24 protein-coding genes are annotated in these 24,259 nt (G+C 43.5%); 10 read left to right on the plus strand and 14 right to left on the minus strand.

All coding sequences use genetic code 11. From position 1 onward, the window contains the following. Positions 1–159: 159 nt before the first annotated feature. Complete coding sequence (gene bolA / locus ACEN2L_RS03010) at positions 160–480, minus strand: transcriptional regulator BolA (protein ID WP_306023721.1); 321 nt, start codon at positions 478–480, stop codon at positions 160–162. 195 nt (positions 481–675) lie between these two features. After that, positions 676–1,293, minus strand: coding sequence for an alpha-ketoglutarate-dependent dioxygenase AlkB family protein (locus ACEN2L_RS03015; RefSeq protein ID WP_441741644.1), 618 nt, complete (start codon positions 1,291–1,293; stop codon positions 676–678). Positions 1,294–1,324: 31 nt separating this feature from the next. On the opposite strand from ACEN2L_RS03015, the gene ACEN2L_RS03020 reads away from it, so the two are divergent. From ACEN2L_RS03020 to ACEN2L_RS03035, 4 genes are all read left to right on the plus strand, one after another. Next, a complete protein-coding gene (locus ACEN2L_RS03020; protein ID WP_441741645.1) occupies positions 1,325–2,470 on the plus strand; it encodes a methyltransferase in 1,146 nt (381 codons plus the stop codon). Positions 2,471–2,643: 173 nt separating this feature from the next. Continuing rightward, positions 2,644–2,904 carry a hypothetical protein gene (locus ACEN2L_RS03025; RefSeq protein WP_441741646.1) on the plus strand — a complete coding sequence of 87 codons (261 nt, stop codon included), beginning with the start codon at positions 2,644–2,646 and terminating at the stop codon, positions 2,902–2,904. Between the two features lie 163 nt (positions 2,905–3,067). Further along, the gene (locus tag ACEN2L_RS03030; RefSeq protein WP_441741647.1) at positions 3,068–3,208 is read left to right on the plus strand and encodes a hypothetical protein; all 141 of its coding nucleotides are present in this window, start codon (positions 3,068–3,070) and stop codon (positions 3,206–3,208) included. Positions 3,209–3,431: 223 nt separating this feature from the next. Then, complete coding sequence (locus ACEN2L_RS03035) at positions 3,432–4,034, plus strand: peptidylprolyl isomerase (protein ID WP_441741648.1); 603 nt, start codon at positions 3,432–3,434, stop codon at positions 4,032–4,034. Here ACEN2L_RS03035 and ACEN2L_RS03040 read toward each other — a convergent pair. The 4 genes from ACEN2L_RS03040 to efp form a co-directional block, all read right to left on the minus strand. Then, the gene (locus ACEN2L_RS03040) at positions 4,021–4,560 is read right to left on the minus strand and encodes a GNAT family N-acetyltransferase (RefSeq protein WP_441741649.1); all 540 of its coding nucleotides are present in this window, start codon (positions 4,558–4,560) and stop codon (positions 4,021–4,023) included. The two genes, ACEN2L_RS03035 and ACEN2L_RS03040, sit on opposite strands and share 14 nt — an antisense overlap. A 5-nt stretch (positions 4,561–4,565) precedes the next feature. Beyond that, a complete protein-coding gene (locus tag ACEN2L_RS03045) occupies positions 4,566–5,009 on the minus strand; it encodes a hypothetical protein (protein WP_441741650.1) in 444 nt (147 codons plus the stop codon). 23 nt (positions 5,010–5,032) lie between these two features. Beyond that, a complete protein-coding gene (gene epmA, locus ACEN2L_RS03050; protein ID WP_441741651.1) occupies positions 5,033–6,010 on the minus strand; it encodes an elongation factor P--(R)-beta-lysine ligase in 978 nt (325 codons plus the stop codon). Between the two features lie 84 nt (positions 6,011–6,094). Beyond that, positions 6,095–6,664: an elongation factor P gene (gene efp, locus ACEN2L_RS03055; protein WP_306023121.1), complete on the minus strand. Its 570-nt coding sequence runs from the start codon at positions 6,662–6,664 to the stop codon at positions 6,095–6,097. A 34-nt stretch (positions 6,665–6,698) separates the two neighbouring features. On the opposite strand from efp, the gene epmB reads away from it, so the two are divergent. Beyond that, a complete protein-coding gene (gene epmB, locus ACEN2L_RS03060) occupies positions 6,699–7,721 on the plus strand; it encodes an EF-P beta-lysylation protein EpmB (protein ID WP_441741652.1) in 1,023 nt (340 codons plus the stop codon). Between the two features lie 70 nt (positions 7,722–7,791). Here epmB and ACEN2L_RS03065 read toward each other — a convergent pair whose 3' ends face one another. From ACEN2L_RS03065 to ACEN2L_RS03085, 5 genes are read right to left on the minus strand one after another with little or no spacing between them, the layout of a single operon-like run. Further along, positions 7,792–9,111, minus strand: a complete 1,320-nt coding sequence (locus ACEN2L_RS03065) for a sugar MFS transporter (protein ID WP_441741653.1) — start codon at positions 9,109–9,111, stop codon at positions 7,792–7,794. 12 nt (positions 9,112–9,123) lie between these two features. Beyond that, the gene (gene nagA / locus ACEN2L_RS03070; RefSeq protein WP_441741654.1) at positions 9,124–10,275 is read right to left on the minus strand and encodes an N-acetylglucosamine-6-phosphate deacetylase; all 1,152 of its coding nucleotides are present in this window, start codon (positions 10,273–10,275) and stop codon (positions 9,124–9,126) included. After that, entirely contained in the window at positions 10,272–11,276 is a 1,005-nt protein-coding gene (gene nagB-II / locus ACEN2L_RS03075) for a glucosamine-6-phosphate deaminase NagB-II (protein ID WP_441741655.1), read from the minus strand. Before nagB-II ends, nagA begins: the two co-directional genes overlap by 4 nt. Further along, a complete protein-coding gene (locus ACEN2L_RS03080; protein WP_441741656.1) occupies positions 11,273–12,163 on the minus strand; it encodes a BadF/BadG/BcrA/BcrD ATPase family protein in 891 nt (296 codons plus the stop codon). Before ACEN2L_RS03080 ends, nagB-II begins: the two co-directional genes overlap by 4 nt. Before the next feature lie 49 nt (positions 12,164–12,212). Then, entirely contained in the window at positions 12,213–13,295 is a 1,083-nt protein-coding gene (locus ACEN2L_RS03085) for an acyltransferase family protein (RefSeq protein WP_441741657.1), read from the minus strand. A gap of 245 nt (positions 13,296–13,540) precedes the next feature. On the opposite strand from ACEN2L_RS03085, the gene ACEN2L_RS03090 reads away from it, so the two are divergent. The 3 genes from ACEN2L_RS03090 to ACEN2L_RS03100 all read left to right on the plus strand — a co-directional run bounded on the left by ACEN2L_RS03090 (position 13,541) and on the right by ACEN2L_RS03100 (position 19,782). Then, a complete protein-coding gene (locus tag ACEN2L_RS03090; protein WP_441741658.1) occupies positions 13,541–14,563 on the plus strand; it encodes a LacI family DNA-binding transcriptional regulator in 1,023 nt (340 codons plus the stop codon). 197 nt (positions 14,564–14,760) lie between these two features. After that, positions 14,761–17,415: a TonB-dependent receptor gene (locus ACEN2L_RS03095; protein ID WP_441741659.1), complete on the plus strand. Its 2,655-nt coding sequence runs from the start codon at positions 14,761–14,763 to the stop codon at positions 17,413–17,415. 120 nt (positions 17,416–17,535) lie between these two features. After that, positions 17,536–19,782 (plus strand): alpha-N-acetylglucosaminidase TIM-barrel domain-containing protein, encoded by a 2,247-nt coding sequence (locus ACEN2L_RS03100; RefSeq protein WP_441741660.1) that lies wholly within the window; start codon positions 17,536–17,538, stop codon positions 19,780–19,782. A 147-nt stretch (positions 19,783–19,929) separates the two neighbouring features. Here the strand turns inward: ACEN2L_RS03100 and ACEN2L_RS03105 are convergent, their stop codons facing one another. Next, entirely contained in the window at positions 19,930–20,118 is a 189-nt protein-coding gene (locus ACEN2L_RS03105; RefSeq protein ID WP_306023131.1) for a hypothetical protein, read from the minus strand. Positions 20,119–20,210: 92 nt separating this feature from the next. Here ACEN2L_RS03105 and ACEN2L_RS03110 point away from each other — a divergent pair, with 92 nt between their 5' ends. Continuing rightward, the gene (locus ACEN2L_RS03110) at positions 20,211–20,519 is read left to right on the plus strand and encodes a hypothetical protein (RefSeq protein ID WP_306023132.1); all 309 of its coding nucleotides are present in this window, start codon (positions 20,211–20,213) and stop codon (positions 20,517–20,519) included. A gap of 99 nt (positions 20,520–20,618) precedes the next feature. After that, positions 20,619–20,951 carry a hypothetical protein gene (locus ACEN2L_RS03115; protein ID WP_441741661.1) on the plus strand — a complete coding sequence of 111 codons (333 nt, stop codon included), beginning with the start codon at positions 20,619–20,621 and terminating at the stop codon, positions 20,949–20,951. Positions 20,952–20,976: 25 nt separating this feature from the next. On the opposite strand, the gene ACEN2L_RS03120 is transcribed toward ACEN2L_RS03115, so the two are convergent. Together ACEN2L_RS03120 and parE are read right to left on the minus strand one after the other, a co-directional pair. Continuing rightward, positions 20,977–22,257: a hypothetical protein gene (locus ACEN2L_RS03120; protein ID WP_306023134.1), complete on the minus strand. Its 1,281-nt coding sequence runs from the start codon at positions 22,255–22,257 to the stop codon at positions 20,977–20,979. Positions 22,258–22,317: 60 nt separating this feature from the next. After that, on the minus strand, positions 22,318–24,213 hold the full coding sequence (parE, locus tag ACEN2L_RS03125) for a DNA topoisomerase IV subunit B (RefSeq protein ID WP_306023135.1): 1,896 nt from the start codon (positions 24,211–24,213) through the stop codon (positions 22,318–22,320). Positions 24,214–24,259: the final 46 nt, after the last annotated feature.

Consider the following 24,259-nt stretch of genomic DNA (forward strand, 5'->3'; position numbering starts at 1 on the left):
GTCTTTATTATCTACTATATTGGCTGAAAATACACAGTCAAAACGAGCTGAAATTCTACCAACACGGCACAACAAGCTGTTTTAGAAAAAATGAAATAAAAGAAGCGAAGCGTCGGCGCTAACTGCCAATAGACAACAGATAGCGCACTTTAGCTTCGGTTAGGCTTGATTTCGCATGCCACCCAGGCATTTGGGGGAGTCAGGTGCGGCGCCATATAGATGATGCCATTCATCATGAGTGTAGGTATGCAGAGCTAGAGCATGAATATGGTGAGCTAACTCTTCTTTTAGAACGGCATTGACCGCTCGATGACGATTTATGAGCCGCTCTCCGGCAAATTTTGGGGTGACTAACACGACTTTAAAATGGCTCTCTGAACCACTTGGTACATTATGCATATAGCTTTCATTAATCACCTCTAAATGCGCGGGTTCGAAGTGTTCAAGTAGCTTTTTTTCGATGTTGTTTTGAATATTCATTTATTCTCCCTGAGACCAAAGTTATCTAAACACGTTAACCAACTAGTGGTTTTGGCTATGAGTGGCCTACTTCTTAAATTTAGTCCTAATTACCCACTAAAAAAATCAGTTTTTGACTATTTTTCGATATTTGATGCTAAGCCATTGAGCCATAGTGAGTTATTTTTTTGCTTGTCAAAAAAGCCCAATACCACCTTAATTAATAATACTGCGGAACGTCAGATTAATCCTTCCCAATAGCGGCCTTTTTGTTTTAGCAATGCCATGCAGCCAATATTCTTGAGTTTTTCCCCTCATAATCAATAAGCTACCCGATGCCAATGATAAGCGCAGTTTTTCTTTACTGTGTTTATGAGCAAAAACTAAGGTGCGCTCCTGCCCCAAACTCAGGGAAGCAATACAAGGCCTGTGTCCAAGTTCAGGTTCATTATCTGCATGCATACCCATGCTATCTTGTCCGTCTCGATACCAATTAGCTAACACTGAATTAAACGAATGTTGTGTTTTATGCTCACATAATGCTTTTAGTTCAAGCAGTGAACCAGTCCAGTTATTGGGTTGCATACTTAAATTTGAGTATCGATAGCTGGCATCATCATCCCCATACCACGCTTGTAAACGGGGCACTTTAAACAACTTTCCGTATAATTGAATGTGTTCTTCGCGCCAAGTCAATTGTTGGCTAAGCACATTAAAGTAATGTAGCGCTTGGTCAGCAAGCAAAAAACTAGGATAATAGCTGACATCTGCATCCTTCATATTGAGTTGAATGCCTTCGTCTACTCCTTGCGTATCAAAGAGTTCTTGTTGCATACCTTAGCCCCTCACAGAGGTAATATAATTAATGAAAGCCAGTTTAACTCTGTTAGATAAGAGCCTGACACTTCTTAGATACCCACCACAACTACAGCATCCTAGTTGGCAGGCTTGGGATGCCGCAGACGAATACCTGATAGAGTATGTTCAGTCTTTACCCTCATATTCAACGCAAAGCACCATCAGTATTTACAATGATGATTTTGGCGCCCTAGCCTGCTGGTTTGCCGCTCACCATATAAGTTGGATCAGCGATTCATTTGTTGCTCGTCAGTCCTGTCTGATGAATCTGACTAAAAATGGACTACAAACAGACACTATACGCTTCAATCACTGCTTGGATCTTATTGAAACACCTAGTGATATAGTGCTGATTAAAGTTCCTAAAACTACCGCTTTGCTTGAGCAACAACTTATCGCCCTACAAAATATTGTCACACCGACAACCCAAATAATTGCGGCAGGTAAGATCTTGGCTATTCAAAAATCTACCTTAGCGTTATTTGAAAAATACCTTGGCCCCACCACTACCTCATTAGCCAAGAAGAAGGCTAGACTCATCTTTTGTCAGCCCTCCACAACGTTAAAGCATAACTCTCCATATCCCACCGTTTGGTCGACTGAAAAACCCGCATTTCGCTTAATCAATCACGCTAATGTGTTTTCACGCCAGCAATTAGACATTGGAGCTCGCTTTATGCTTGAGCATCTTCCGAAGGTAGGCAATAAAACACTCATCGATTTAGGTTGCGGAAATGGTGTACTCGGTTTGCATGTTTTGCATAACAATCAGCAGGCTCGCGTTATCTTTGTTGATGAGTCTTACATGGCCATTGACTCTGCAAGAGAAAACATAAAAAACAATTTACCTGATGCGTTGACACGCTGTGACTTTATTGTCAGTAACTGTCTTGATGAATATTTACAAAACTCACGCTATGAACCTGTAGACTTCGTATTGTGTAACCCACCTTTTCATCAACAAAATACCATTACCGACCATATCGCTCTGCAAATGTTCAGTGACGCTAAAAAGGCGCTCACATCTGGCGGCGAACTTATCATTGTTGGCAATAGACATTTAGACTATCCGGCAAAATTAAAACGCATGTTTGGTGGAGTCAAGCATACCGCAAGTAACCAAAAGTTTAGTATTTACACGGCGACTAAGTAGCCGCATTTGCTGCTTACTGTGGTTGATTATTTAAAATACAGTAAGCCCGCATTTACATTCTACTATTGCAGTCATTAAAATGAGTAAATCCTACATTTATCCTTAAGTTCTGCACATTTCCTGCATATTAAGATGCCATGATAGGCCTCGATTCATTCAACCTTAGGAATATTATGAAAGGACTTTATCCCTTAATCTTATGCTGTCTTCTCACCACCGTTTCATGCTCGACAATGGCGGAAAAAGATAAACAAAAACGAGGGCATAAGCCACCTCCAGAAGCCTTCACTGCCTGTGAAGGTAGGGTTGAAGGTGACTCAGACAGCATAGAAACACCCCGCGGCGATACACTTGAAGCCACTTGCAAAATAATTGATGAACAATTGGTGGCGGTTCCGGCGAAAGATCGACACCAAAGCCCACCCAAAGAATAGGACGTAATGAGAGGAGCAAGGTATTCATAAACAATCAACGTCATTTTAATGATAATAGGAGTATGCTAAATGCATATAGATGCCCCATGCTTGAAACGCTCAAAGTTGTGTCAGCAATCAACTACCTCCTCCTGGCAGCACACCGCCGGGTTTAGAAAGTGCAATGTCGATCTTAACAGCAGATGAACAAGACACAGTCTCCTCCACGTTAAAGCCTCTTAGTGAAGAACAGCACGAAGAGCTGAAAACGAGCGCTTCAAGTATGTCTAATGAAGAGGTCGGGCACTCTTTTTGGCTGCATTAAATAGCGTATTGGGCACTACTTACCAAACTATCAATAATAATATTATTGATACCCTTGCATAGTCTCAACTATTTGACAAAGCCACGCTCTGCGGCTTTGCTTTTTTGCGCAGCCCAATTTCTCTTTAATTCATAACAAATCACGTTCACTTTGTGAAAACCATCGAATTTTGATAGCTTGCATCCTTTCCGGTGTTAAATATCGCTTAATTCAAAGGTCTTGTATGTTTCGTAGTGCGCTTTTTATGGTTTTCACTCTTCTTTCCACTTTTTGCCTGGCCGCAGTTAAAGATGATGGCTCGCAAATCCAAGCTGGTAATTATTACCCAAGGGTAAAATTTGAAACTTCAATGGGCGATATCATCGTTGAACTTAATCGTAAAAAAGCACCTATTACGGTAAACAATTTTTTGCGGTATGTGCAAAAACGTAGTTATGAGGGCACGATATTCCACCGCGTGGTAATCGACTTTGTCGTGCAAGGCGGCGGTTATGATGAAAACTTTGCTGAACTGTTTTCCTATGGCAATATTTTTAATGAGTCAGGTAACGGCCTGAAAAATGAAAAATACACTATCGCCATGGCTCGGCAGGACGACCCGCATACCGCCAACCGTCAGTTCTTTTTTAATATGGAAGATAACGTCACATTAGATCCAGGACGCTATTGGGGATATGCCGTATTTGGTTCAGTTGTCGAAGGCTACGAGGTAGTAGACGCAATGTCATTGGTGCCCACACACGTTGATCCAACGTGGGGCTGGTCAGACGTACCAGTAGAAAAAGTCATCTTGCAGCGCGCGACTATTTTACCTATGGAGTTTTAAGCCAATCGGCTTTACTGAGTTCGAACAAATTACTGCCGGCATCCTTCTCATCCATATGGTGCAAACTTTTGAACACAAAACCGAGTTTTGCTAATAAGGCCATAGAAGGTTGATTATTTTTTGCTGTAATAGCCGCTAATAAAAGCACACTTGTTTTTTCAAACATATTATCAATGATTGCCTTTGCTGCTTCCAACGCATAGCCCTGCCCTCGGGCTTGTGCTAAAAAAGCAAAACCAATATCCGGCATACTCAGATTGTCCCGCTGCAATAGGCCGCACAAACCAATTGGCCTCTGCTCGCTGAGCGTTTCAACCACCATCAAACCGAAACCATGTTGCCTATACATAGCATGAGGTCCTGTTTGGATATAACGTGTGGCGTCCTCGAGATTATGCACGCCTTTGTCGCCAATATAGGTGAGCCAATCAGGCTCATTCACTAGCGCATAAATAAAATCCGCATCCGTTAAGCCTAATGAACGCAATGATAGTCGTGCGGTAACGAGGGTTTCAATACTGGGCATTTGACTTAATTGCCCCCCACCATACAAAGCGCGATACACATAAATATCAGCATAATATGGGGATAGGCCACGGTAGGCCTTAAACCTTGGTGTATATATTCACCGACCAGTGCTTTGCCGCTTGGGCGAGACGCAAGCCAACTTTGATTGAATTGAAAAGGCAATAAATTGGCCTGGTAATCGCCACATATATTTTGATGAATCGCTTCTTCGACCACCAGTAAACGTTGGGCAATTCGATTTTGAAAGGTACACCAGATGGCATCTTGCAACCACAGTATCGCAATGATAACTAATGCCCACAAACCCGCGTGTAAGCTAAACCACAATAAGCAGCTCAAGGTTATGCTCACTAACTTAATCAATAAAGAGAGTTTTTCATAGCTGTCAGACTGATTTTGTAAAGTCTGCCACTCGTTTTGGAAAAGTAGTACCTTATCCGTTTGCATCGTTACCCCTAAGAAATAAAAAATTACGCATTTGCATAACCAAAGGCTAGTACCTCTGAAATCTGCTGGCAATCTAAAGCCAACATAACAAGTCGGTCTATGCCCATTGCCACGCCTGAACAAGCAGGCAAACCGTGTTGTAATGCGCTCAGAAAAAATTCGTCTACTGCAATAGTCGGCAAGCCTGCTTGTTGCCTTTTATGATTATCTACTTCAAAGCGTCTGCGCTGCTCTTTAACATCACTTAACTCGTTAAAGCCATTAGCCAACTCTACCCCCTTATAATAAAGTTCAAAGCGCTCTGCGACTAAAGGGTTTGTTGAATTAAGCTTAGCTAAAGCCGCTTGACTGGCTGGAAAATCATAAACAAAACACAGCGTATCTTGACTAATAGCCGGCTCAATATGCTGACTAAACAACAGGTTCAGTAATACATCAACGTCATTTTCATTTGCCGCCAGTTCAGCATAACCGAGTGAATCACATAAGGCTTTTAAGTTGTGCATATCATCCAGCAACGGATCAAAGTGCAAGATTTGCTTAAAGGCTTGTTGATACGTAAGGCGCTGTGCTTTGTCAGTGCCTAAAATGCTGCAAGCCAAGATCTCCACTTCATCCATCAGCATGTAATGATCGTAGTCAGGGCGATACCATTCAAGCATGGTAAATTCTGGGTTATGTAAACGTCCAGCCTCTTCATTTCTAAAAGCTTTGCTTAGCTGGTAGATCGCGCCACTGCCTGCACACAATAAACGTTTCATGGCAAACTCGGGAGAGGTTTGTAAATATAATTGGGTGACATTAGGGGAAAGAGGATCGTCAAACTGGCAACTAAAAGCGCGCAAATTGAGATCGGTAACACTCCCGTGGCATAAAGCCGGTGTGTCTACTTCTAGTACGTCTCGCTCATCAAAAAACTGCCTTATTTTTTTTAAGATGTCGGCCCGCTGGCGCAACACATCAATATTTGCAGACGGTTGCCAATGATTTGTTGGGTTCATGCTCATGACTCAAATATCTGACTATGGTGTTTTACTCATAAAAAAGCTCACCTAAGTGAGCTTTTTACCGACATAAAGCGGTGACTACTTTTGTACTCGCGACACATATTCTCCGCTACGCGTATCCACTTTAACAATTTCACCCTGTTGAACAAACAAAGGTACTCGAACAACAGCCCCCGTTGATAAGGTTGCGGGTTTTCCACCAGTACCAGCGGTATCCCCTTTAAGGCCGGGATCGGTCTGAACAATTTCTAGTTCAACAAAATTAGGTGGGCTAACCGCAATGGGTGTGCCATTCCACAAGGTAATCGTACAAAGATCATTTTCAACTAACCATTTAAGATTATCGCCTAATGCCTTAGAATCAGCAGCGATTTGCTCAAAGGTTTCATTGTTCATAAAGTGCCAAAATTCACCATCGGTGTACAGATAGGCTAGGTCAGTATCCATGACGTCTGCGCTTTCTACGGTATCACCAGATTTGAAGGTTTTTTCGAGTACTTTATTTGAAATCAATTTGCGAATTCTTACACGGCTAAAGGCTTGGCCTTTACCAGGTTTAACAAATTCATTTTCTAGAATGTTGCAAGGTTCGCCGTCGAGCATGATTTTAAGGCCCGCTTTGAACTCGTTTGTGCTGATATTAGCCATGTGTCCTCGTGAAGATAAAATACTGAGTCAATAATTGTTGCAAATAATACCTAAAAAAATCATCGCTGTAGAGCATAACTGGCAAAAAGAACTCGCAATGGCGTTTTCAGACCCTATTACTCTACTTAATTACCTACAACTGCCCGCTGATGACTTTGCCGACGACATTAAAGCAAGGTCGCTATTTCCCTTGCGTGTGCCTCGTCCCTTTGCCGATAAAATGGTCAAAGGAGATGCCAATGACCCCTTATTTAAACAGGTTTTTACCAGCCAATTAGAATTCCAAAAAGCCGCAAATTTTGTGGCCGATCCGCTGGATGAACATGAAAACGTACAACCGGGCATTCTACATAAATACAAAAGTCGTTTGCTAATGTTGATACGCGGTGGTTGTGCGGTTAATTGCCGCTACTGTTTTCGTCGTCATTTTCCCTATGGCGATAACCATTTAAATCGCAAAGAATGGCGCACTGCCCTGGATTACATCAAAGCTGATACTCAGTTAAACGAGGTTATTTATTCAGGGGGCGATCCCCTAATGGCGAAAGATGATTTTTTGCAATGGCTAACCGAAGAAATTGCTGCCATTGGACACATTAAACGCTTGCGTGTCCATACTCGTTTACCGGTGGTGATACCCTCACGTGTCACCGATGAATTAATTTCATGGCTCACAGCAAGTCGCTTGCAGCCCATCCTGGTACTACACATTAATCATGCCAACGAAATTGATGATAAGCTCAAGCAAGCGCTCACAAAATTAAAACAGGCCGGCGTCACTTTATTAAATCAAGCCGTATTACTGAAAGGCATAAACGATCAAGTCGAGCAGCAAATCGCCCTCAGTGAAGCATTATTTGCCAGTGGCGTATTACCCTACTACTTACACCTATTAGATAAAGTAGCAGGCGCCAGTCATTTTGATTGCCCCGAAACGCATGCTCAAACATTAATGGCTGAGCTCATTAAAGCTTTACCCGGTTATTTGGTCCCCAAGTTAGTGCGGGAGGTAGGTGGTCAGCCAGGCAAAACGCCCATCGACCTCCACTTAACTTAGCCAGTAATACAAGCTACATAAAAAGCGATTGTAGAGGCAGTTGCGTGTTTATTACTGCTTTTTTATGTCATTAAGCGCGTCGCCACTCTGTCATGCTGCAGCCTTTAATGCCATAAAACAAAATGAACAAATAACAGGGCACCATCATCCAATAAGCATCAATGGGGCTGTAGTGAGAAGAAAGCACGCCAAACACCATGGGGAGAATCGCACCACCCGCAATTCCCATGATCAGTAAGGCTGAACCTTTGGCGGTAAAGTAACCTAAATTTTGTAAGGCCAAAGGCCACACCGCAGGCCATACAATGGCGTTCGATAAGCCCAATAATGCGACAAAGGCAACGGTATTAGGAATGGTTTGGATACCCAACCAGCCCCACAACATTTCAGACACACCGAAGTGGGCTGGATTTGAATAAATCACACAGATTGAAAATGCGATTCCTGAAACTGCTGAAGCAATCAGTAAGGTTTTTTGCGAAATAAACCGCGGCGTTAAAAACAAGCCCAGCAGGTAACCCATTACCATAAAAAACATGGTAAATGAGGTCAATGAAGTGGCATTTTCAACGCCCAAGCCCGAGCCCAATAAACCAATGGTGTCACCGGCAATAACCTCAACACCTACGTAGAAAAACAAGGTAACGACCCCAAGAATCAAATGTGGGAAATGCAACACAGACGTTTTGTCTGAGTGACTTACTTGCAGACTCTGCGCTTCATGTTCTAAATCGAGCTCAGGTAAATCTGAAAAACGCAAGGCAACGGCAAGTAAGCTTAGCGCGATAGCCATACCCAAATAAGGCAAAATTAGGTTGTCTGACATGATGGTTATTTGACTTGCTTGTTCAGCAGGGCTAAGCAATTCAAATGTTTTAGCGCTAATGCCTTCAAATTCACCCAAAATCAGAAAGGTAAAGATAATCGGAGCAAGCACACCTGCACCTTTATTGAGAAGCCCCATGATAGAAATTCGCGCTGCAGCAGACTCTTGCGGACCCACTTTCACTAAATAAGGGTTTGACGCTGTTTGTAAAATGGTAAGCCCTGAACCAACAACAAATTGCGCAAACAAAAAGATGCTAAAAGCTTGAGACTTGGCTGCTGGAATAAATAACAAACAACCCGCAGCGATAAGACCTAAGCCAATTGACATGGCATTTTTATATCCGCTTTTTTCCAGAATATACGACATAGGCAGCGCCATCACTACATAAGCAATATAAAAACTGAAGGCGATCAACATAGCTTGAATTTCACCAAGCTGGCAAACAATTTGTAAAAACGGTATCAACGCACCGTTTAACCACGTTATAAATCCAAAAACAAAAAACAGTGATCCTATGATGACTAATGGCATCCAATTGCCATAGGTTAATCGTGCTTGCATCGGCTCTTCCTTTTACATGTTATAATTATGTTGTTTTATGCCGTTCACCCAGCAGTGGGTAATCGATAACGCATCGTCGAGCAGCAACATATTAGCTTGCTGTCCCACGCGTAAATATCCCAAACGGTGCTGGGCATTAAGTAAATGAGCAGGCGTGGAGGTGGCCATTGTTAAACTGTCTACTAAAGGAATCTGTAAATCAAAATGACAGTTTTTCACCGCGCCAATCATATCAAGTGCAGAGCCAGCCAGTGTGCCATCTGGTAAGGTCAACTTTGACCCTTCCCGCTGAATAACCGTGCCCATATAAGGCAGTTGTTGCATATCACTGCCCACGTGCGCCATTGCATCGGTGACCAAAATCATACGTTGTGCGCCCTTACACTGATACGCCAGTTTAACGCTCAGTGGGTGGACGTGATGGTGATCAACAATAATACCGCAATAGGCTTGCTGCGCAGACAAAGCCGCTCCTACCATGCCCGGTTCACGGCTGGTTAATGGCGACATCGCATTATATAAATGGGTAAAACCAACTGCGCCGGCTTCTATCGCTTTGAGGGCGGTTTCGGCATCAGTATTTGAGTGGCCTAAAAAGACTAAAACACCACGTGCGCTTAACTCTTTAATCACATCCGGCGCAACGGTTTCAGGTGCAACAGTTACCACCACCTTACCCAAATCAGTACGGCTAAAAACCTGTAACTCTTTGTCTGTGAGTGCGCGCACATACTCTGCACTGTGAATGCCGCGTTTAGGCAGAGATAAATGCGGCCCTTCAAAATGCACACCAACAATAATTGAATGTTGTGCAGCCATCACGCTAGCGATGGATTCTGCTGCCTCTTCCATCACGCTCAGTCTATCTGTGATCACCGTTGGTAGCATGGAAGTAGTGCCAAATTGCAGATGGGCCGTTGCCATGGTATTTAAGGTGTTTACGTTTGGTGTACTATTAAATAAATCACCGCCACCGCCATTAACTTGAATGTCAATAAATCCGGGACTCACCAAACCATCGAGTACTTCGGCCGTGTCACTAGCCAGACTATTGGCACGTAAGCTATTAATGATGCCGTTTTTGATGGTGAAACTAACATTTAAAAGTAGTTTTTCACCATCGAAAAAGCGCGCTGCAAAGTAATTGTGGGTCACATCGTTCATCGAGTTTGGGTCACTTTATTTAAACCAACGGGATTATCGGGATCGCAGCCCATTTGCTGAGCAATATGCTCAATATCCAAATAGAAACGCTGCATGATCAACAAAGGCAAAAAACGCGGTGAGGTATCGGCATCAAAAAAAGACAAGGTGCATACCTTGCCACCACGGGCTTTAATTTCGTCTATCTGCTCACTATGCGCAACAATACTTTCGTCAACGACACTGATATCGATAATTGTCATCTGTTTGTTTAACAAAGAAATAGGCCCGTGTAAAAATTCTGCACTACTGAAAGCTTCGGCTTGAATGGCGCAAATCTCTTTAATTTTGAGTGAAATCTCGCGGGCGATGGCATAACCAAATCCTCGACCTAACACCACGCAATGGCGTAAATTTTGTAATACATCTAAGTGTAATTGCGGCTTCGAGGCCTGTGCTTGTGCCATTAAGGTCGGCAAAGTAGTCATGAGGCTCAAGAGTTTTTCGTCATTTTTCCAATGAGCCACAATATTTAAAATACTAAATAAGGTGCATAAATAGGTTTTTGTTGCTGCAACGGCTTTTTCAGGGCCCGCTAATAAAGGAATAAATACATCAGCAATGTCAGCGAGTGGCGACGCCTCATCGTTAACTAAAGCAACACATAAGGCGCCTGATGCTTTTGCCGCTTTTGCTTGCGCAAGCACGTCTGGGCTGCGACCCGATTGCGAAATAATAATCACCAAGGCTCGTTTTAGATCCAAAGACTTTCCAAAAATACTCGCGACCGATGGCGCTGCAGATGACACGGGAATACCTAATTCAACTTCAATCAAATACTTAGCATACACACCCGCATGGTCTGAGGTACCACGCCCCACAATATAGACATATTCTGGAGAAAAGGCGCGTATCTGCTTGGCCAAATTAAAATAGAGATTTACGTGCGCCGCGGCATGTACGCGAAATCGCTCTGGCGTTTCACTGACTTCTTGAAGCATTAAACTTTTTTTTGTGGTCATGATGACTTCTTCTTAAATAAGGTTCTGGCTAATTGCACCGCACCTGTTTCTGGTGAGCATAGCGGTGTACTGAGTAAGGTTTGCGTCTGTGCATTAAAATACCCACAAAGGCGTTTGGCGATTGTGCCGATCATTGCGATGCGAGGGGGCTGGGTATGGTTAACCCGCTGGATAAGATGTTCTAAATAGCCCACCGCCTCACCAACAATTAGCACTGCATTGGCATCAGCCTGCTCATAAAACTTCAATACAAGCGGTGCAAATTGGGCGTATTCAGCAGGCGCAAATTTTAGTGCATACCCTACAATATCGGTGGCGCTATGCGCATTGAAATGCTGAGCTATGTGCTCGGTTAGGCCTGACGGTATGCGCATCTTGTCTAAACTTTCAAGGGTATAAACCAAAGCCTGCCAGCCCAACCACGCGCCACTGCCTTTATCCCCCAAGGGAAAACCATGGCCGCCCACAATAGTATGTTTTCCCCTTACCACCGAAAACGCCGATGAACCTGTACCGCTTATAATAATTCCACCGTCGTTGCCGCCATGGGCCCCTAAACAGGCAATGTGTAAGTCAGTGGTCAAATACATGTTGGCAAAAGGGTGTTGCCACTCTTCTATCAATGATCGGTATTTTGGAATATTAACCCCGGCTAAACCCAGCACAACAGAGGAGCGACTGAAGTCATCTTCACCCAATCCAGCTTGTTGTAAAGCGAGCAAACTCGACGTAAGAATTGATTGCTTGGCTACTTGGCTATCTCGCGCAGGATTGGCAGATCCCGATAATCCTTCGCCCAACAACTCACCTTGTGCGTTTTCTAAACGCGCTTGGCACTTGGTGCCACCGCCGTCTATACCAATAAAAAGTTGTTTACCTTTGTCCACGTTACCTACTCTTAACTGAAATTTTCAAAATACGGATGACTCAATCACATTAAATTTTTATGAAGATCTGCTTTTTATACAGCACCCAAACCGGCACAAAACACAGACATAAAAACATCGCAATCCACATCGCAGAGCTGAAAAAGGGGCTAATGCCAAGACTATGTGTCAACGTTTCATAGGCCCCCAGAACAGATATGCCATGTATTTTTAGGTCGAGTAACTTTTCAAAAATAATGTGCAGAACGTAGGCAGTAATAGCATTGGCGCCAAAAACTTGAGCAACATAGGTAAAGCGGCGGTATTGCTTGATATCGGTACACCACATTAAAAACGCCAAGGACATACTCGCAATACCACCAGTAATGAGCACGAATGAGCTAGACCAGATTTGCTTAATGGGTAAAAACCATAAACTCCACATTCCACCTAGCAAAGCGCAAGCAAAACCAAATACAAATAAACTCATAACCAGATACGGTAAATCTTGCTGTTTACGAAGAATGATTTTACCCATCAGTACGCCAATGACGCCGGTGACAATAGCGGGATAGGTACTCAGCACACCTTCAGGATCCCAATCGCCGCGCCACAACATGCCTGGCAGATAAGCCATATCAAACCAATTGACGATGTTTTTTCCACGGAGCAACTGGCCAGCCTCCATACCAGGAGCGGGGACAAATAAAATAAATAACCAGTAGCTGACCAAGATGAAAATACTGAGTTTAACCAACTGCGAGGTAGAGCAATACAAACATAAAAAGGAGCAAACTAAGTACACAATGGCAATACGCTGCAGCACGCCAAGCACCCTAATATCGCTAAAATGCAAATAAATCAGGTTAACTGCCATACCCAGTAAAAACATGATAATGCTTCGTTTAAGTACCTTCTTCATGATGGTGGCAGGGTCATCAATACCCGGCTTAAAATTCTTTAAACCTAGGCTGATAGCAACACCTACGATGATGATAAAAAAAGGAAATACCACATCGGCAAACAGAACCCCGTCCCAATAGGCATGAGAAAATTGCCCATAAGTGTTGGGACTGTTGACCATAATCATAAATATAATGGTCAAACCTCGAAATATATCTAAGGCAAAGAGTCGAGAGCTACTAGGTTTCATCGCTGTCCTTCTTAATATTTAACTCGCATATCATCGGCTACGCCTATTACCTGCCAGTGTTGCTTATGCTTGCTACCTTACCCATTCAATGTCAACGTTGTCAAGGTTATTTATTCAGCGTTTAAGAGAATGATGCCACGTTATAACGTTGCAGCCATTGCGGCACAATGAATAAGAGTATTTGCGACAAACCGGTAAAATCTCTATGCTGCTAACACTTTGGGTGGCCAAGAATGTGAGAATGAATGAAAAAACCAACTATCAAGGATGTGGCAAAACTAGCCGGTGTTTCTTTTAAAACAGTATCCCGTGTGGTGAACGGAGAATCGTGTGTGAGTGAACAAGTCAAAAACAAAGTTCAACTTTGCATCGAGCAATTAAACTACCAACCTAACCGTACGGCCCAAGTCATGCGGCGCGCTCCTAAATCTATCGCGTTTGTGTATGACAATCCAAATAGCCATTACGTAATAGAAATGCAAAACGGCATCTTGAGTGAGTGCCGAAAAAAAGGTTTTGAGTTAGTAATCCACCCTACCGACTCTCATTCAGAACAAGTAAAAAAAGACTTAGCGTCAATGATAGGAACCAACTTAATTGGTGGGGTTATTCTCACCCCACCTCTGTCTGAAAATAATCAACTGATTACCTACTTGCTGAACCTCGACGCTAAGGTTGTGAGAATTCTATCTGGCTCACAAGCGCCGGATAGCTTATCGCCAACCATCTATGTGGATGACATCAATGCCGGACAAAAAATTACCAACCACCTGCTCACTTGCGGGCATAAACGCATTGCTTTTATAGGCCATCAGCTCTCACATATGTCGAGTGAAGGAAGGCTAACTGGCTATCGGAAGGCGCTAGCAACATCATCGATACAAATAGATGAAAACATTATCTTACCCGGTGAATTCACCTTTGAATCCGGCGTAGAAATGACGAATAAGCTGATGGAGAAGAAACCGCGACCTACAGCTATTTTTGCTTGTAATGACGAAATTGCAGCTGGTGCTATTTTTGCTGCACGCTTAAGAAATTTACGTGTTCCTGAAGACATTTCCATCGTAGGTTTTGAAGACAGTCCCTTTTCCCGTCAGACTTGGCCTAAATTAACCACGGTGCATCAACCCAACGCCGATATCGCGGCAAAAGCCGCGGCGTTTCTGATTGATTTGATGTTGGATGCTCCCTGCGCTAAACCAAAGTCTTATGGCTTTCAATTAGACCTTGTTGAGCGAGATTCCGTGTTTCAACTTGCCGACTAAGCCAAACTTGGTTGCGACTTAGCCCTTTCTGACATCAAAAATGTCAACGTTGACAAATTAACATGACAACGTTGACAAACGATTTTCTCAATGATAGCGTAAAACCAGAGTGATTAAAAAATCACCGCCCCGTTGGTTACACCATGGGTTATTGACTTCATTTGAATGGTTTATTTGCAACAACAAAAAGAGAGAACATGATGAAAACACAAGGGTTATACAGGTTGCGAAACAAAACTATTCTCGCTGCAGTCATTTCTGGCTTACTAGCACCGCAAATTGCTTTCGGGCAAGAACCGCTGACAGCCGAAGAAGACGTTGAGAAAATTTCTATTACCTATCGAGCAAGCTTAGCTGCCGCAGCAGATATGAAGCGTGAAGAAAACAAAGTGGCGGATATCATCACCTCTGAAGATATTGGTAAATTTCCCACTGAAAACATCGCTGAAGCTATTCAGCGTATTCCAGGTGTGCAAATATCAAACCTCAATGGTCGAGGATCAACCATCAGTGTTCGGGGCTTAGGCTCACAATTTGCCAGAACCACACTCAACGGCCAAACGTTTAAAAGTGCCGATTTCACCAGTGGCTTTCGCTTTGACATTATTCAATCAGAGTTAGCGTCCAATATTTCAGTGATTAAATCGCCTACCGCAGATATGGATAGCGGCGGTTTATCCGGTACCATCAATATCGATACCACCGATCCTTTGTTTTATTCTGAGCGAAAATTACTGGTATCAGGCAAGGCCCAATATTCTGAATTATCGCCTACGGGCGATGTGACCCCCAAGGGCACCGTGACGTATATTGATCAGTTTTTAGATAATACCTTAGGTGTATTTTTAAATGCCGGGTACCAAGAACTCGACGATCGCGTCGACAACATGTGGATGGGGCGTTGGTTTGAAAATGATGATGGTACTGTCACGCCACGACGCCCTCGATTCCGCCGCATTGATCGTGAGACTGAACGTAGCTTATTAAACGGTGCAATTCAGTGGCGCCCCAACAGTCAATTTGAAGCCAAATTAACCGGCGTTTATGCCAAAGACGACACCGCTCAAGACCTAAACCAACAGGTATTTTTGTTTAACCGCGATCAAATAACTACCGTGGGCGAAGCAAGCAATGGTGTGTATTCGCATATTAACATCAATGGTTTTACCCTTGAAAATAACCGGCAATTAGAAGACAAAGACGCTACCAGCAAGGCTTTGACTCTTGAGAGTAAATATACCCTCGAAGATTGGACCCTATCGAGCGTGCTCAACTATACGTCGGGCAAAGCAAAACACGGTGAAGAAGCGGCAATCTTAGCTACCGTAATTGATGCAGAATTAGATATTTCAGACAAAGACAATATTATCTTTACGCCCTCTAGCAATTTAGCTGATGCGGCATTATACCCAGCGATTATGCCCCGAAATGAATACCCTAACGGTGCAGATCGCTTTATGGAATCTGATGAAACCTCAATACAGTTCGATGCCAAAAAACTATTAGACGAGGGTTTCTTCAGTGCCCTAGCGATAGGGGTAAAATACAGTAATGAAACCTTTGACCGAGAAGTATATCGGACTGACCGAGCAGCCATTGGCGACGCAGATCCAGATGATCTCCCCTTAATGGCAGAATACGGTGAGCTGGTAAGTGACTTTTTAGACAACGAAATGTCGGTTCCCCACAGCTGGATTGCGCCTAATATACAAGCTTACCGTGATGCATTAAAAGCTGAAGGTGCGGTTGTTCCAACCTTTTTTGCTGCTCAATCAAGTTACTCCATCGAGCGCGATGTATTCTCTGCATATTTAATGGCTGATTTTGAAACCGAAATCGCTGGGTTTCCTGTACGGGGTAATATTGGTGGCCGTTACGAAACCACCAACCGTGACATCAATACTTATCTGACCGGTGATACCAACCCATTAAACGGAGAAATTAAAGAAATCATTGGTGAATATACCAGTTCATTTGATTACAGCAATTTCTTACCCAGTGCCAATATCGTCTTTGAGTTAAATGACGAAATGCAAGTGCGTTTTGCCGCGGCTAAAGTACTCGTTAGGCCTATTATTACTTCTGATACTCAGCTTGCCCCATCAGAAACGGCATCAAATAACTCATTCGGCACCTCCACCTACGATATCAATTTAGGCCAAACCGAAATGGAAGCCATGACGGCAGACCAAGTCGATTTAGGCTGGGAATGGTATTACGGCGAAGGTGATTCAGTCACTGTTAGTCTATTCGCCAAAGGCATTAAAAACGGTACCGTAACAGAATTTGTTTGCCCCAGTGATTACAACGGCACTGCGTTAAGCGCTAGCGGCAGTGACTGCATTGATGGTAGCGGCAATATTTACGATATCAGTAGCACGTACAACGACTCATCAACCCTCAATATCAAAGGGTATGAGTTAGCGTGGAATCAAGGCTTTGACCCGTTTTTACCCGTTGCGGGTTTTGGTATGTCGAGTAACTATACCCGTATTTTAGTGGGAGATAGCGAAGGATACACCCTAACTAATTCATCAGAGCAGACGTGGAACCTCACTGGTTATTGGGAAGATGAACAGTTCAGTGCACGTATTTCACTGAATCATCGCAGTCCTTATATTCAAGACAGTACCGATGCATTTTTTGCTCGTGAAGGTCGTGTAGTTGATGGGCGCAATCAAATTGATGTGTTATTAGGTTGGGAGGTTACCGAACAGCTTAACCTGCGCTTCGGTGCGCTTAACCTTAACGGTCAAGATGAAGAAGCTTATCGCGATGAAGAGACTCAAGCTTGGCAAACACTTAGCGTGATTGGTCGCAGTTACTATTTAAATGCGACCTACAGCTTTTAACTCGTTCATGTGTGTGGGGCACACAAACAGCATCGCTGATTGCTGTGCCCTTTTTATGTCTTCACATCGTATTTACTCAATGTGTAAGATGACTTTAGTACATTAAAAAGGATAAATTCAATGGGTAAAACTCGCCTACGCATCAGCACTTTTCTGACAATTGCTTTTGCTGTTTTATTTCTAACGTCTTGCAATAACGCCAAGCAGGCACCGCTTGAACAGGAAAGTGACACAGAAAAAAGCGTACGCGACGTCTTTCAACGAGTGAGTCAACGCACTCTTTCAAATGTACATTTTTCACTGGTAGTTGATAACGAAGACGACTGGTATCAAGTGTCAGCGCAAAATGGTCAGCTTACAATTACTGCAAACGTGCCTACCGCACTTAGCTATGGTACCTACCAGTATTTACGCAGTATCGGCGCCATGGCGGTTAGCTGGGAAGGTAGTCGTATTGCATTTCCGCAATCATTTGACGATTATCAAGGCAAAAAAGTCACGTCTTTATTTCAGCAGCGTGCCTATTTGAATGTGTGCGCCTACGGTTACACCATGCCGTGGTGGGATTGGCCAGAGTGGCAAAAGGAACTGGATTGGATGGCACTGCACGGTGTCAATAATCCTGTGGCGATGGAAGGACAAGAATACATCTGGCAAAAGTTATGGAATGAGTTTGGCGTTGATAACGACGAGCTCAAGCAGTATTTTTCTGGCCCTGCTTTTACTCCTTGGCAGCGCATGGGCAACATTGAAGGGCACGAAGGTCCTCTGCCTCAAACTTGGATAAATAAAAAGCACCAACTGCAAAAGCAAATTATTACTCGTATGCACGCCCTAGGTATGCAACCCGTGGTGCCTGCGTTTGGGGGGTATGTACCCAAGAAATTTATTAGTTTGTTTCCTGAGGCCAAAATTTCTCCCATGCCTAAATGGACCGGGTTTGCGCAAGAAACCTATTGGTTAGACCCCGCCGACCCCCTATTTGCCAAGGTCGCTAAGCGCTTCATCGAGTTATACAACCAAGAATACGGCCAACAGCAATACTATTTGTCTGATTCATTTAACGAAATGCTCCCCCCTGTTTCAGATGAAAACCGTTACGCTGAATTAGCCCAATATGGCGAAAAGATCTATCAATCAATTCAACAATCTGCGCCTGGCGCAACGTGGGTCATGCAAGGTTGGATGTTTGGTGCTGACGAAGAATTTTGGGACTTAGCCTCTATAGAAGCTTTTTTGAATAAAGTGCCCGATGACAAAGTGATGATCCACGACATTGGTAACGACCGCTACCATGTGTGGCAACGAGCGAAGGGATTTTTTAATAAACAGTGGATTTATGGCTTTATCCACAATTACGGTGGTAGCAACCCTGTTTATGGCGATTTTGATTACTACCAACAACAGGTCAGTGAGCTACTCATTTCGCCCGAAGCAGGCAATGTAACAGGCTTTGGTGTTTTTCCTGAAGGTATTAACAACAACTCTGTCGTTTATGACTATATGTTTGATTTGCCATGGAATAATCAAGGCGCTAGCCGCGATGCATGGCTACAGTCATACCTTAGCGCTCGCTATGGTCAGCTTTCTGATAGCCAACTTGACGCATGGAGCACCATTAGCGACGCAGTATTCACTACTAAATATTGGTCACCCCGTTGGTGGGAAGGCTCGGCGGGTGCTTATGTATTTACTAAACGCCCCTCAAGTAAACTTATGGACTTTGATGACCATCCCACTGATTTGGCTAAGCTTGACGAGGGGATCAAGCAGCTACTTGATAGCGCCGAAGCGCTGCAAGAATCTTCATTGTTTATTTATGATCTCGTTGATTTCGTCAAGCAGTCAATATCCCTGCACATCGATAACCTATTGCAGCAAAGTATTGTGTTGTATCAGCAAGGTAAATCTGAAGAAGGTGATGACTTAGTGGCGACAATCGCCAAACTAACAAGCCGTTTAGATTCTCTACTTGGCCTGCATGATGAAACCCTCGGCACCTGGATAGATGATGCAAAGGCTTACGGTGATACAGCAACCGAGTCTGCTTATTATGCCTTAAATGCAAAACAACAAATTACCCTGTGGGGTGGACCAAACTTAAAAGATTACGCTTCTAAGGTATGGCAAGGCATGTACAAAGACTTTTATTTACCTCGCTGGACCTTGTATTTAAACAAAATTAAAGCCGCTGGCAAACCGCTAACAGACAGTGAAGAAGCACAGGCCCAACAAGATTTAATCACATGGGAGAAAGACTGGGTTGCGACTCACACGCCAAGCCCACAGGCCAAACCAGCACAGCCATTGACAGACCTTAGACAATTGATGCAAGTGCTCGAATTAACGCAAAAAGTAAACCCTTAGGCGATAGGTTATTCATTAGTGATCAACCAAGGTAAAACTAGCTTAGTTGTTTATGCTTGAGTAAAAAACCTACTCAGTTTGATGATGAGAAAATTACTCTTCATACCATCACAAATACTGATGGCATGAAGAGTCTACGCAATTACATTAGGCAAATGTATCGATAGTCGATCCTAAACTGCCTGTATTTGCTGCTTTTGGCACGTCAGCTGCTGATTCCAGCAGTTGAAGCGTCGCTTGACCATCACGCTCTTGCTGAGATTTAGCAAGCTGTAATGCTTTAATTTCAAGCGCCGACCCGGATGCACCAGAGGAACCAGCCCCTTGAATATCCATACCAACTCCCCTATTGCTTGTAGCAAGGTTTAAAAACGGGCAGAATTGCCCGCCTCGTCACCTTATCGACCAACTGTAGAAAAACTTTAGCCATGCAATCAATTATTCAAAAACTAGCTGAAAACTTACAACTGATTTATCGAAAAGCCATAGATGCAGACCACATCATTGGTCAATTGCGTAACGACGGAAAAGGCAAGTTCACTGCCATTTTTCCAGATAGCGCCGGCTTTGAGCACCAAGGAAAGTTTTTTAAACCTTATGTAGAAGAAGTCGCAAAAGCAATTTTAGAACTTAGCGAACAAGATGAAGAGACCCAGAAAAAAAACATCGCTACCATCGCCAAACAGATGGAGTTACTGTTATCCACTTTAGGGCAATTTCAAAGCAGTGTGCGGTAAAAACACCCTATCGTGATTTAAAGGGCGCTTTTCTTTCATTTTTAATAGTTAACGTCCATACTTTTGGGTGAACAAAAATCGACCTAAACAGGAGGGAACATGGATTTATCATCAATTGGCAACGTGCCGCAATTGGCGATTGCGAGTGCCCCTCTAAAACCCACACCCAATGAAAAGCCAGTGGCTTTTGGAATTGGCCAAGACAAAACGGTGGAGTTGTCTGCGCAAGGTAAAATCTTGCAACAAGCTGAGCAAGCACAAAATCAACGCACTCAAGCGCTTCAAACAAATACCGAACAAAATACGCCAGCAAATACTGAACAAACAAACGACTTTGTGCGTGTATCAAGTAGTGTGGGTAGCGCTCAAAAAAATAACCTCAGTAGCGAACAAGCCACTGAGGTATATCGTTCTATCGAAAAGTTACTCTAAGCAAGTAAAGAACGACTTCTATAGATTATTGATGTAACGCTAAAGCATCAATTCTGTGATGGATCTCGTTAACGAGTTTTAAATATTCAGGGCTGTCAACTTTGTCGAACCGCTGGGTAAACTCTGTTTTACTAAAGCCTTCGGGTAAGTCTTTGATACTGGGAAAAAACACACCTTCGCTCGAGTTACTTGCCAGTGCCCTTTGTAAGCCTAAGGCTTTTTCAGGTTCAGTGGCGGTTTGAGCAAACTTAACCCCGGCATAGTCGGCGCTTAGGTCAACAAAGCTATAACCACTGCCACCTTGACCTCTATCCATCAGTTCTTTAAATTCACCGATAGCAATACTAAGCCCTTGTTCAGATAAAATTTTGATCGCCGCAGAAAAAATAAAATGCTGACTTAAATCAACTCGCTTCGCTAAAACGGTTGGCGCGCGGGGTTTAACAACGCTGCCAGAGCTAGGCTGCACCTCACCCACAAAATTGGCAAAACGATGATGGCCCGCAAAAATAGCTAAGGCCAAAATGGCCGCTTCATTTTCTTTTACTGCCGTGTCGTAGCTTGAGCGACTTTGTGCTTTAGCAAATAAAGGGCTAATGAAAGTGGCTAACGATTGAGAGCGTGATGACTTAGCCTCAGGTTGCTGACTTAAAAACGTTAAATAGTAGGCTGTACGTAAACGAAGTTCTTCATCACCTGTGCGGTCCATGCCTTGTTTAACGGTATTAAGTTCATTTAGAAAGTCATTCAATGGTCTGATATTGAGCATCATTTCATCGTCATTCATGGCGACGCTCTCAACTTGCGCGATGAATTGGTCGCCCAAATCACTCTTGGTATACCAGTTTACCATGGTAGTAACCATTGAAACGGCTACGTTACCGGGGATAGATAATGCGCCGACTCGCACATGTTCAACGTCTATGCCTTGGGACGGTAATATCTTAATATCAATATTTAAGTATTGTCCTAGAGGGTTGTCAGGCAATTGATAAGAAGCAAGTGTCGTCATGCCATTGGTAGAAATAGACACCTTGCCGCTAAATTGTTTATGAGCCCGCTGTACAAAACCAACTAAACTATTAAGTTGATCGTTACTTAAGGTGATTGTTTGATGCTTGGAACGGTTCTTTAAACTCTCGCTAATTTGGCGCATTAACTCTTTGACAGAATCAGCCTCGCCAACTTGTTGACTGCTGTTGGCCACAACCAAAGGTTGTGATTCAAGCGCAAAAAACACCAAGCCAGCTAAGGTCATCACCAGCAAAAAAAACAAAACCAAGAAAAATTTAAGGACCTTTAGCACCTTACACTCCACCAAAATCGAAGACTTTCACACACCGAAGTACTTAGCGCTTCTCTAATTTTATAAAACGACTTCTGCCATATTACCCTTGGATTCTAACCATTCTTTACGATCGGGCGCTCGTTTTTTAGCCAGCAACATGTCCATCATTTCTAACATCGCTTCCGCATCGTCAGTAGTCAGTTGTACTAACCGTCGGGTATTAGGATCCATGGTGGTTTCACGTAATTGCAAAGGGTTCATCTCCCCCAAACCTTTGAAACGTTGCACGTTGATTTTTCCGCGTTTTTTCTCGGCTTCTATGCGATCTAGAATACCCTGTTTTTCACCATCATCTAGGGCGTAATAGACTTCTTTACCCACATCTATTCGATACAGAGGTGGCATCGCCACATACACATGGCCTAAATTAACTAAGGTTCGAAAGTGCTTAACAAACAAGGCACAAAGCAAGGTGGCAATGTGCAAACCGTCTGAGTCAGCATCGGCTAAAATACAAATTTTGTTGTAACGCAAACCGCTTAAATCTTGTGAGTCAGGGTCGATACCCAGAGCCACTGAAATATCATGAATTTCTTGAGAAGCCAGTACTTGTGATGAGTCAACCTCCCAACTATTTAAGATCTTACCACGCAAGGGCATAATGGCCTGAAATTCACGATCTCTGGCTTGTTTGGCTGAGCCACCCGCTGAATCACCTTCCACTAAAAATAGTTCAGAACGACTGGTATCTTGAGTAGAACAATCGGTTAATTTGCCCGGTAAAGCAGGCCCTTGTGTAACCTTTTTACGGGCGACTTTTTTACTTTGGCGCAAACGGCTTTGTGCGTTGTTAATACACATATCGGCCAAAGCTTCAGCGATATCGGTGTGGCGGTTGAGCCATAAGCTAAAGGCATCTTTTACCACACCTGAAACAAACGCAGCCGCTTGACGCGAAGATAAACGCTCTTTTATTTGCCCAGCAAATTGCGGGTCTTGCATCTTAGTTGAGAGGATATAACTGCACCTGTCCCAAATATCTTCTGGGGTAAGTTTGACGCCACGCGGCATCAAGTTACGAAACTCACAAAACTCACGCATTGATTCTAACAAACCTTGGCGTAAACCATTTACGTGAGTACCGCCTTGCGCCGTCGGAATTAAGTTTACATAGCTTTCAGTAACTAATTCGCCCCCCTCAGGCAGCCACACCACCGCCCAATCTGCGGCTTCATTATTGGCAGAAAATGAGCCCACAAAAGGCGAATCTTCCGGTAAGGTGATATGGTCTTTAACTGCTTGTTCAAGATAATCTCGTAAGCCATCTTCAAAATACCACTCTTGGCTTTCATTGCTAATCTTGTTGTCAAAACGAATCCGTAAACCGGGGCACAATACCGCTTTAGCGCGCAGAATATGCAACAACTTACTGACTGAAAATTTTGCTGAATCAAAGTATTGTGGGTCTGGCCAAAAATGTACCTTGGTGCCGGTATTGCGCTTCCCACAGGTATCTACCACATGTAATTCTTCGACTTTGTCGCCATTTTCAAATGCAATTTGATACACGTTACCATCACGGCGAATATTCACCTCTACCCGTTTTGACAGGGCATTGACCACCGAAATACCGACGCCGTGTAAACCACCAGAAAACTGATAATTTTTATTAGAAAATTTACCACCAGCATGCAGCTTCGTCATGATGAGCTCTACCCCAGAAATTTTTTCTTCAGGGTGGATATCGACCGGCATACCACGGCCATCATCAGTAACCGATAAAGACTGGTCTTCATGCAATACAACGCGAATAGAGGTGGCATACCCCCCCAACGCTTCATCAACACTGTTATCGATGACTTCCTGACTCAAGTGGTTTGGACGGGTCGTGTCCGTATACATACCCGGACGGCGTTTTACCGGCTCTAGGCCGTTAAGGACTTCAATGGCATCAGCGTTATATTGATTGTTCATAGTTTTTATTATTTATCAGTTGAGTAAGTGCATGGCTTGTTAACCC

The sequence above is a fragment of the Flavobacterium sp. W21_SRS_FM6 genome (genome assembly GCF_052119645.1).
Lineage (GTDB): Bacteria > Pseudomonadota > Gammaproteobacteria > Enterobacterales > Alteromonadaceae > Paraglaciecola.

What these genes read in the sequence shown, in the direction of transcription:
- ACEN2L_RS03015 (WP_441741644.1), bottom strand. Translation starts at nt 1,293, where the DNA reads ATGCAACAAGAACTCTTTGATACGCAAGGAGTAGACGAAGGCATTCAA.
- ACEN2L_RS03085 (WP_441741657.1), bottom strand. Translation starts at nt 13,295, where the DNA reads ATGAAACCTAGTAGCTCTCGACTCTTTGCCTTAGATATATTTCGAGGT.
- ACEN2L_RS03115 (WP_441741661.1), top strand. Translation starts at nt 20,619, where the DNA reads ATGGATTTATCATCAATTGGCAACGTGCCGCAATTGGCGATTGCGAGT.
- ACEN2L_RS03105 (WP_306023131.1), bottom strand. Translation starts at nt 20,118, where the DNA reads ATGGATATTCAAGGGGCTGGTTCCTCTGGTGCATCCGGGTCGGCGCTT.
- ACEN2L_RS03020 (WP_441741645.1), top strand. Translation starts at nt 1,325, where the DNA reads ATGAAAGCCAGTTTAACTCTGTTAGATAAGAGCCTGACACTTCTTAGA.
- ACEN2L_RS03095 (WP_441741659.1), top strand. Translation starts at nt 14,761, where the DNA reads ATGATGAAAACACAAGGGTTATACAGGTTGCGAAACAAAACTATTCTC.
- ACEN2L_RS03035 (WP_441741648.1), top strand. Translation starts at nt 3,432, where the DNA reads ATGTTTCGTAGTGCGCTTTTTATGGTTTTCACTCTTCTTTCCACTTTT.
- nagA (WP_441741654.1), bottom strand. Translation starts at nt 10,275, where the DNA reads ATGAACGATGTGACCCACAATTACTTTGCAGCGCGCTTTTTCGATGGT.
- ACEN2L_RS03045 (WP_441741650.1), bottom strand. Translation starts at nt 5,009, where the DNA reads ATGCAAACGGATAAGGTACTACTTTTCCAAAACGAGTGGCAGACTTTA.
- ACEN2L_RS03110 (WP_306023132.1), top strand. Translation starts at nt 20,211, where the DNA reads ATGCAATCAATTATTCAAAAACTAGCTGAAAACTTACAACTGATTTAT.
- bolA (WP_306023721.1), bottom strand. Translation starts at nt 480, where the DNA reads ATGAATATTCAAAACAACATCGAAAAAAAGCTACTTGAACACTTCGAA.
- ACEN2L_RS03100 (WP_441741660.1), top strand. Translation starts at nt 17,536, where the DNA reads ATGGGTAAAACTCGCCTACGCATCAGCACTTTTCTGACAATTGCTTTT.
- efp (WP_306023121.1), bottom strand. Translation starts at nt 6,664, where the DNA reads ATGGCTAATATCAGCACAAACGAGTTCAAAGCGGGCCTTAAAATCATG.
- ACEN2L_RS03090 (WP_441741658.1), top strand. Translation starts at nt 13,541, where the DNA reads ATGAAAAAACCAACTATCAAGGATGTGGCAAAACTAGCCGGTGTTTCT.
- ACEN2L_RS03065 (WP_441741653.1), bottom strand. Translation starts at nt 9,111, where the DNA reads ATGCAAGCACGATTAACCTATGGCAATTGGATGCCATTAGTCATCATA.
- ACEN2L_RS03030 (WP_441741647.1), top strand. Translation starts at nt 3,068, where the DNA reads ATGTCGATCTTAACAGCAGATGAACAAGACACAGTCTCCTCCACGTTA.
- epmA (WP_441741651.1), bottom strand. Translation starts at nt 6,010, where the DNA reads ATGAACCCAACAAATCATTGGCAACCGTCTGCAAATATTGATGTGTTG.
- ACEN2L_RS03040 (WP_441741649.1), bottom strand. Translation starts at nt 4,560, where the DNA reads ATGCCCAGTATTGAAACCCTCGTTACCGCACGACTATCATTGCGTTCA.
- nagB-II (WP_441741655.1), bottom strand. Translation starts at nt 11,276, where the DNA reads ATGACCACAAAAAAAAGTTTAATGCTTCAAGAAGTCAGTGAAACGCCA.
- parE (WP_306023135.1), bottom strand. Translation starts at nt 24,213, where the DNA reads ATGAACAATCAATATAACGCTGATGCCATTGAAGTCCTTAACGGCCTA.
- ACEN2L_RS03025 (WP_441741646.1), top strand. Translation starts at nt 2,644, where the DNA reads ATGAAAGGACTTTATCCCTTAATCTTATGCTGTCTTCTCACCACCGTT.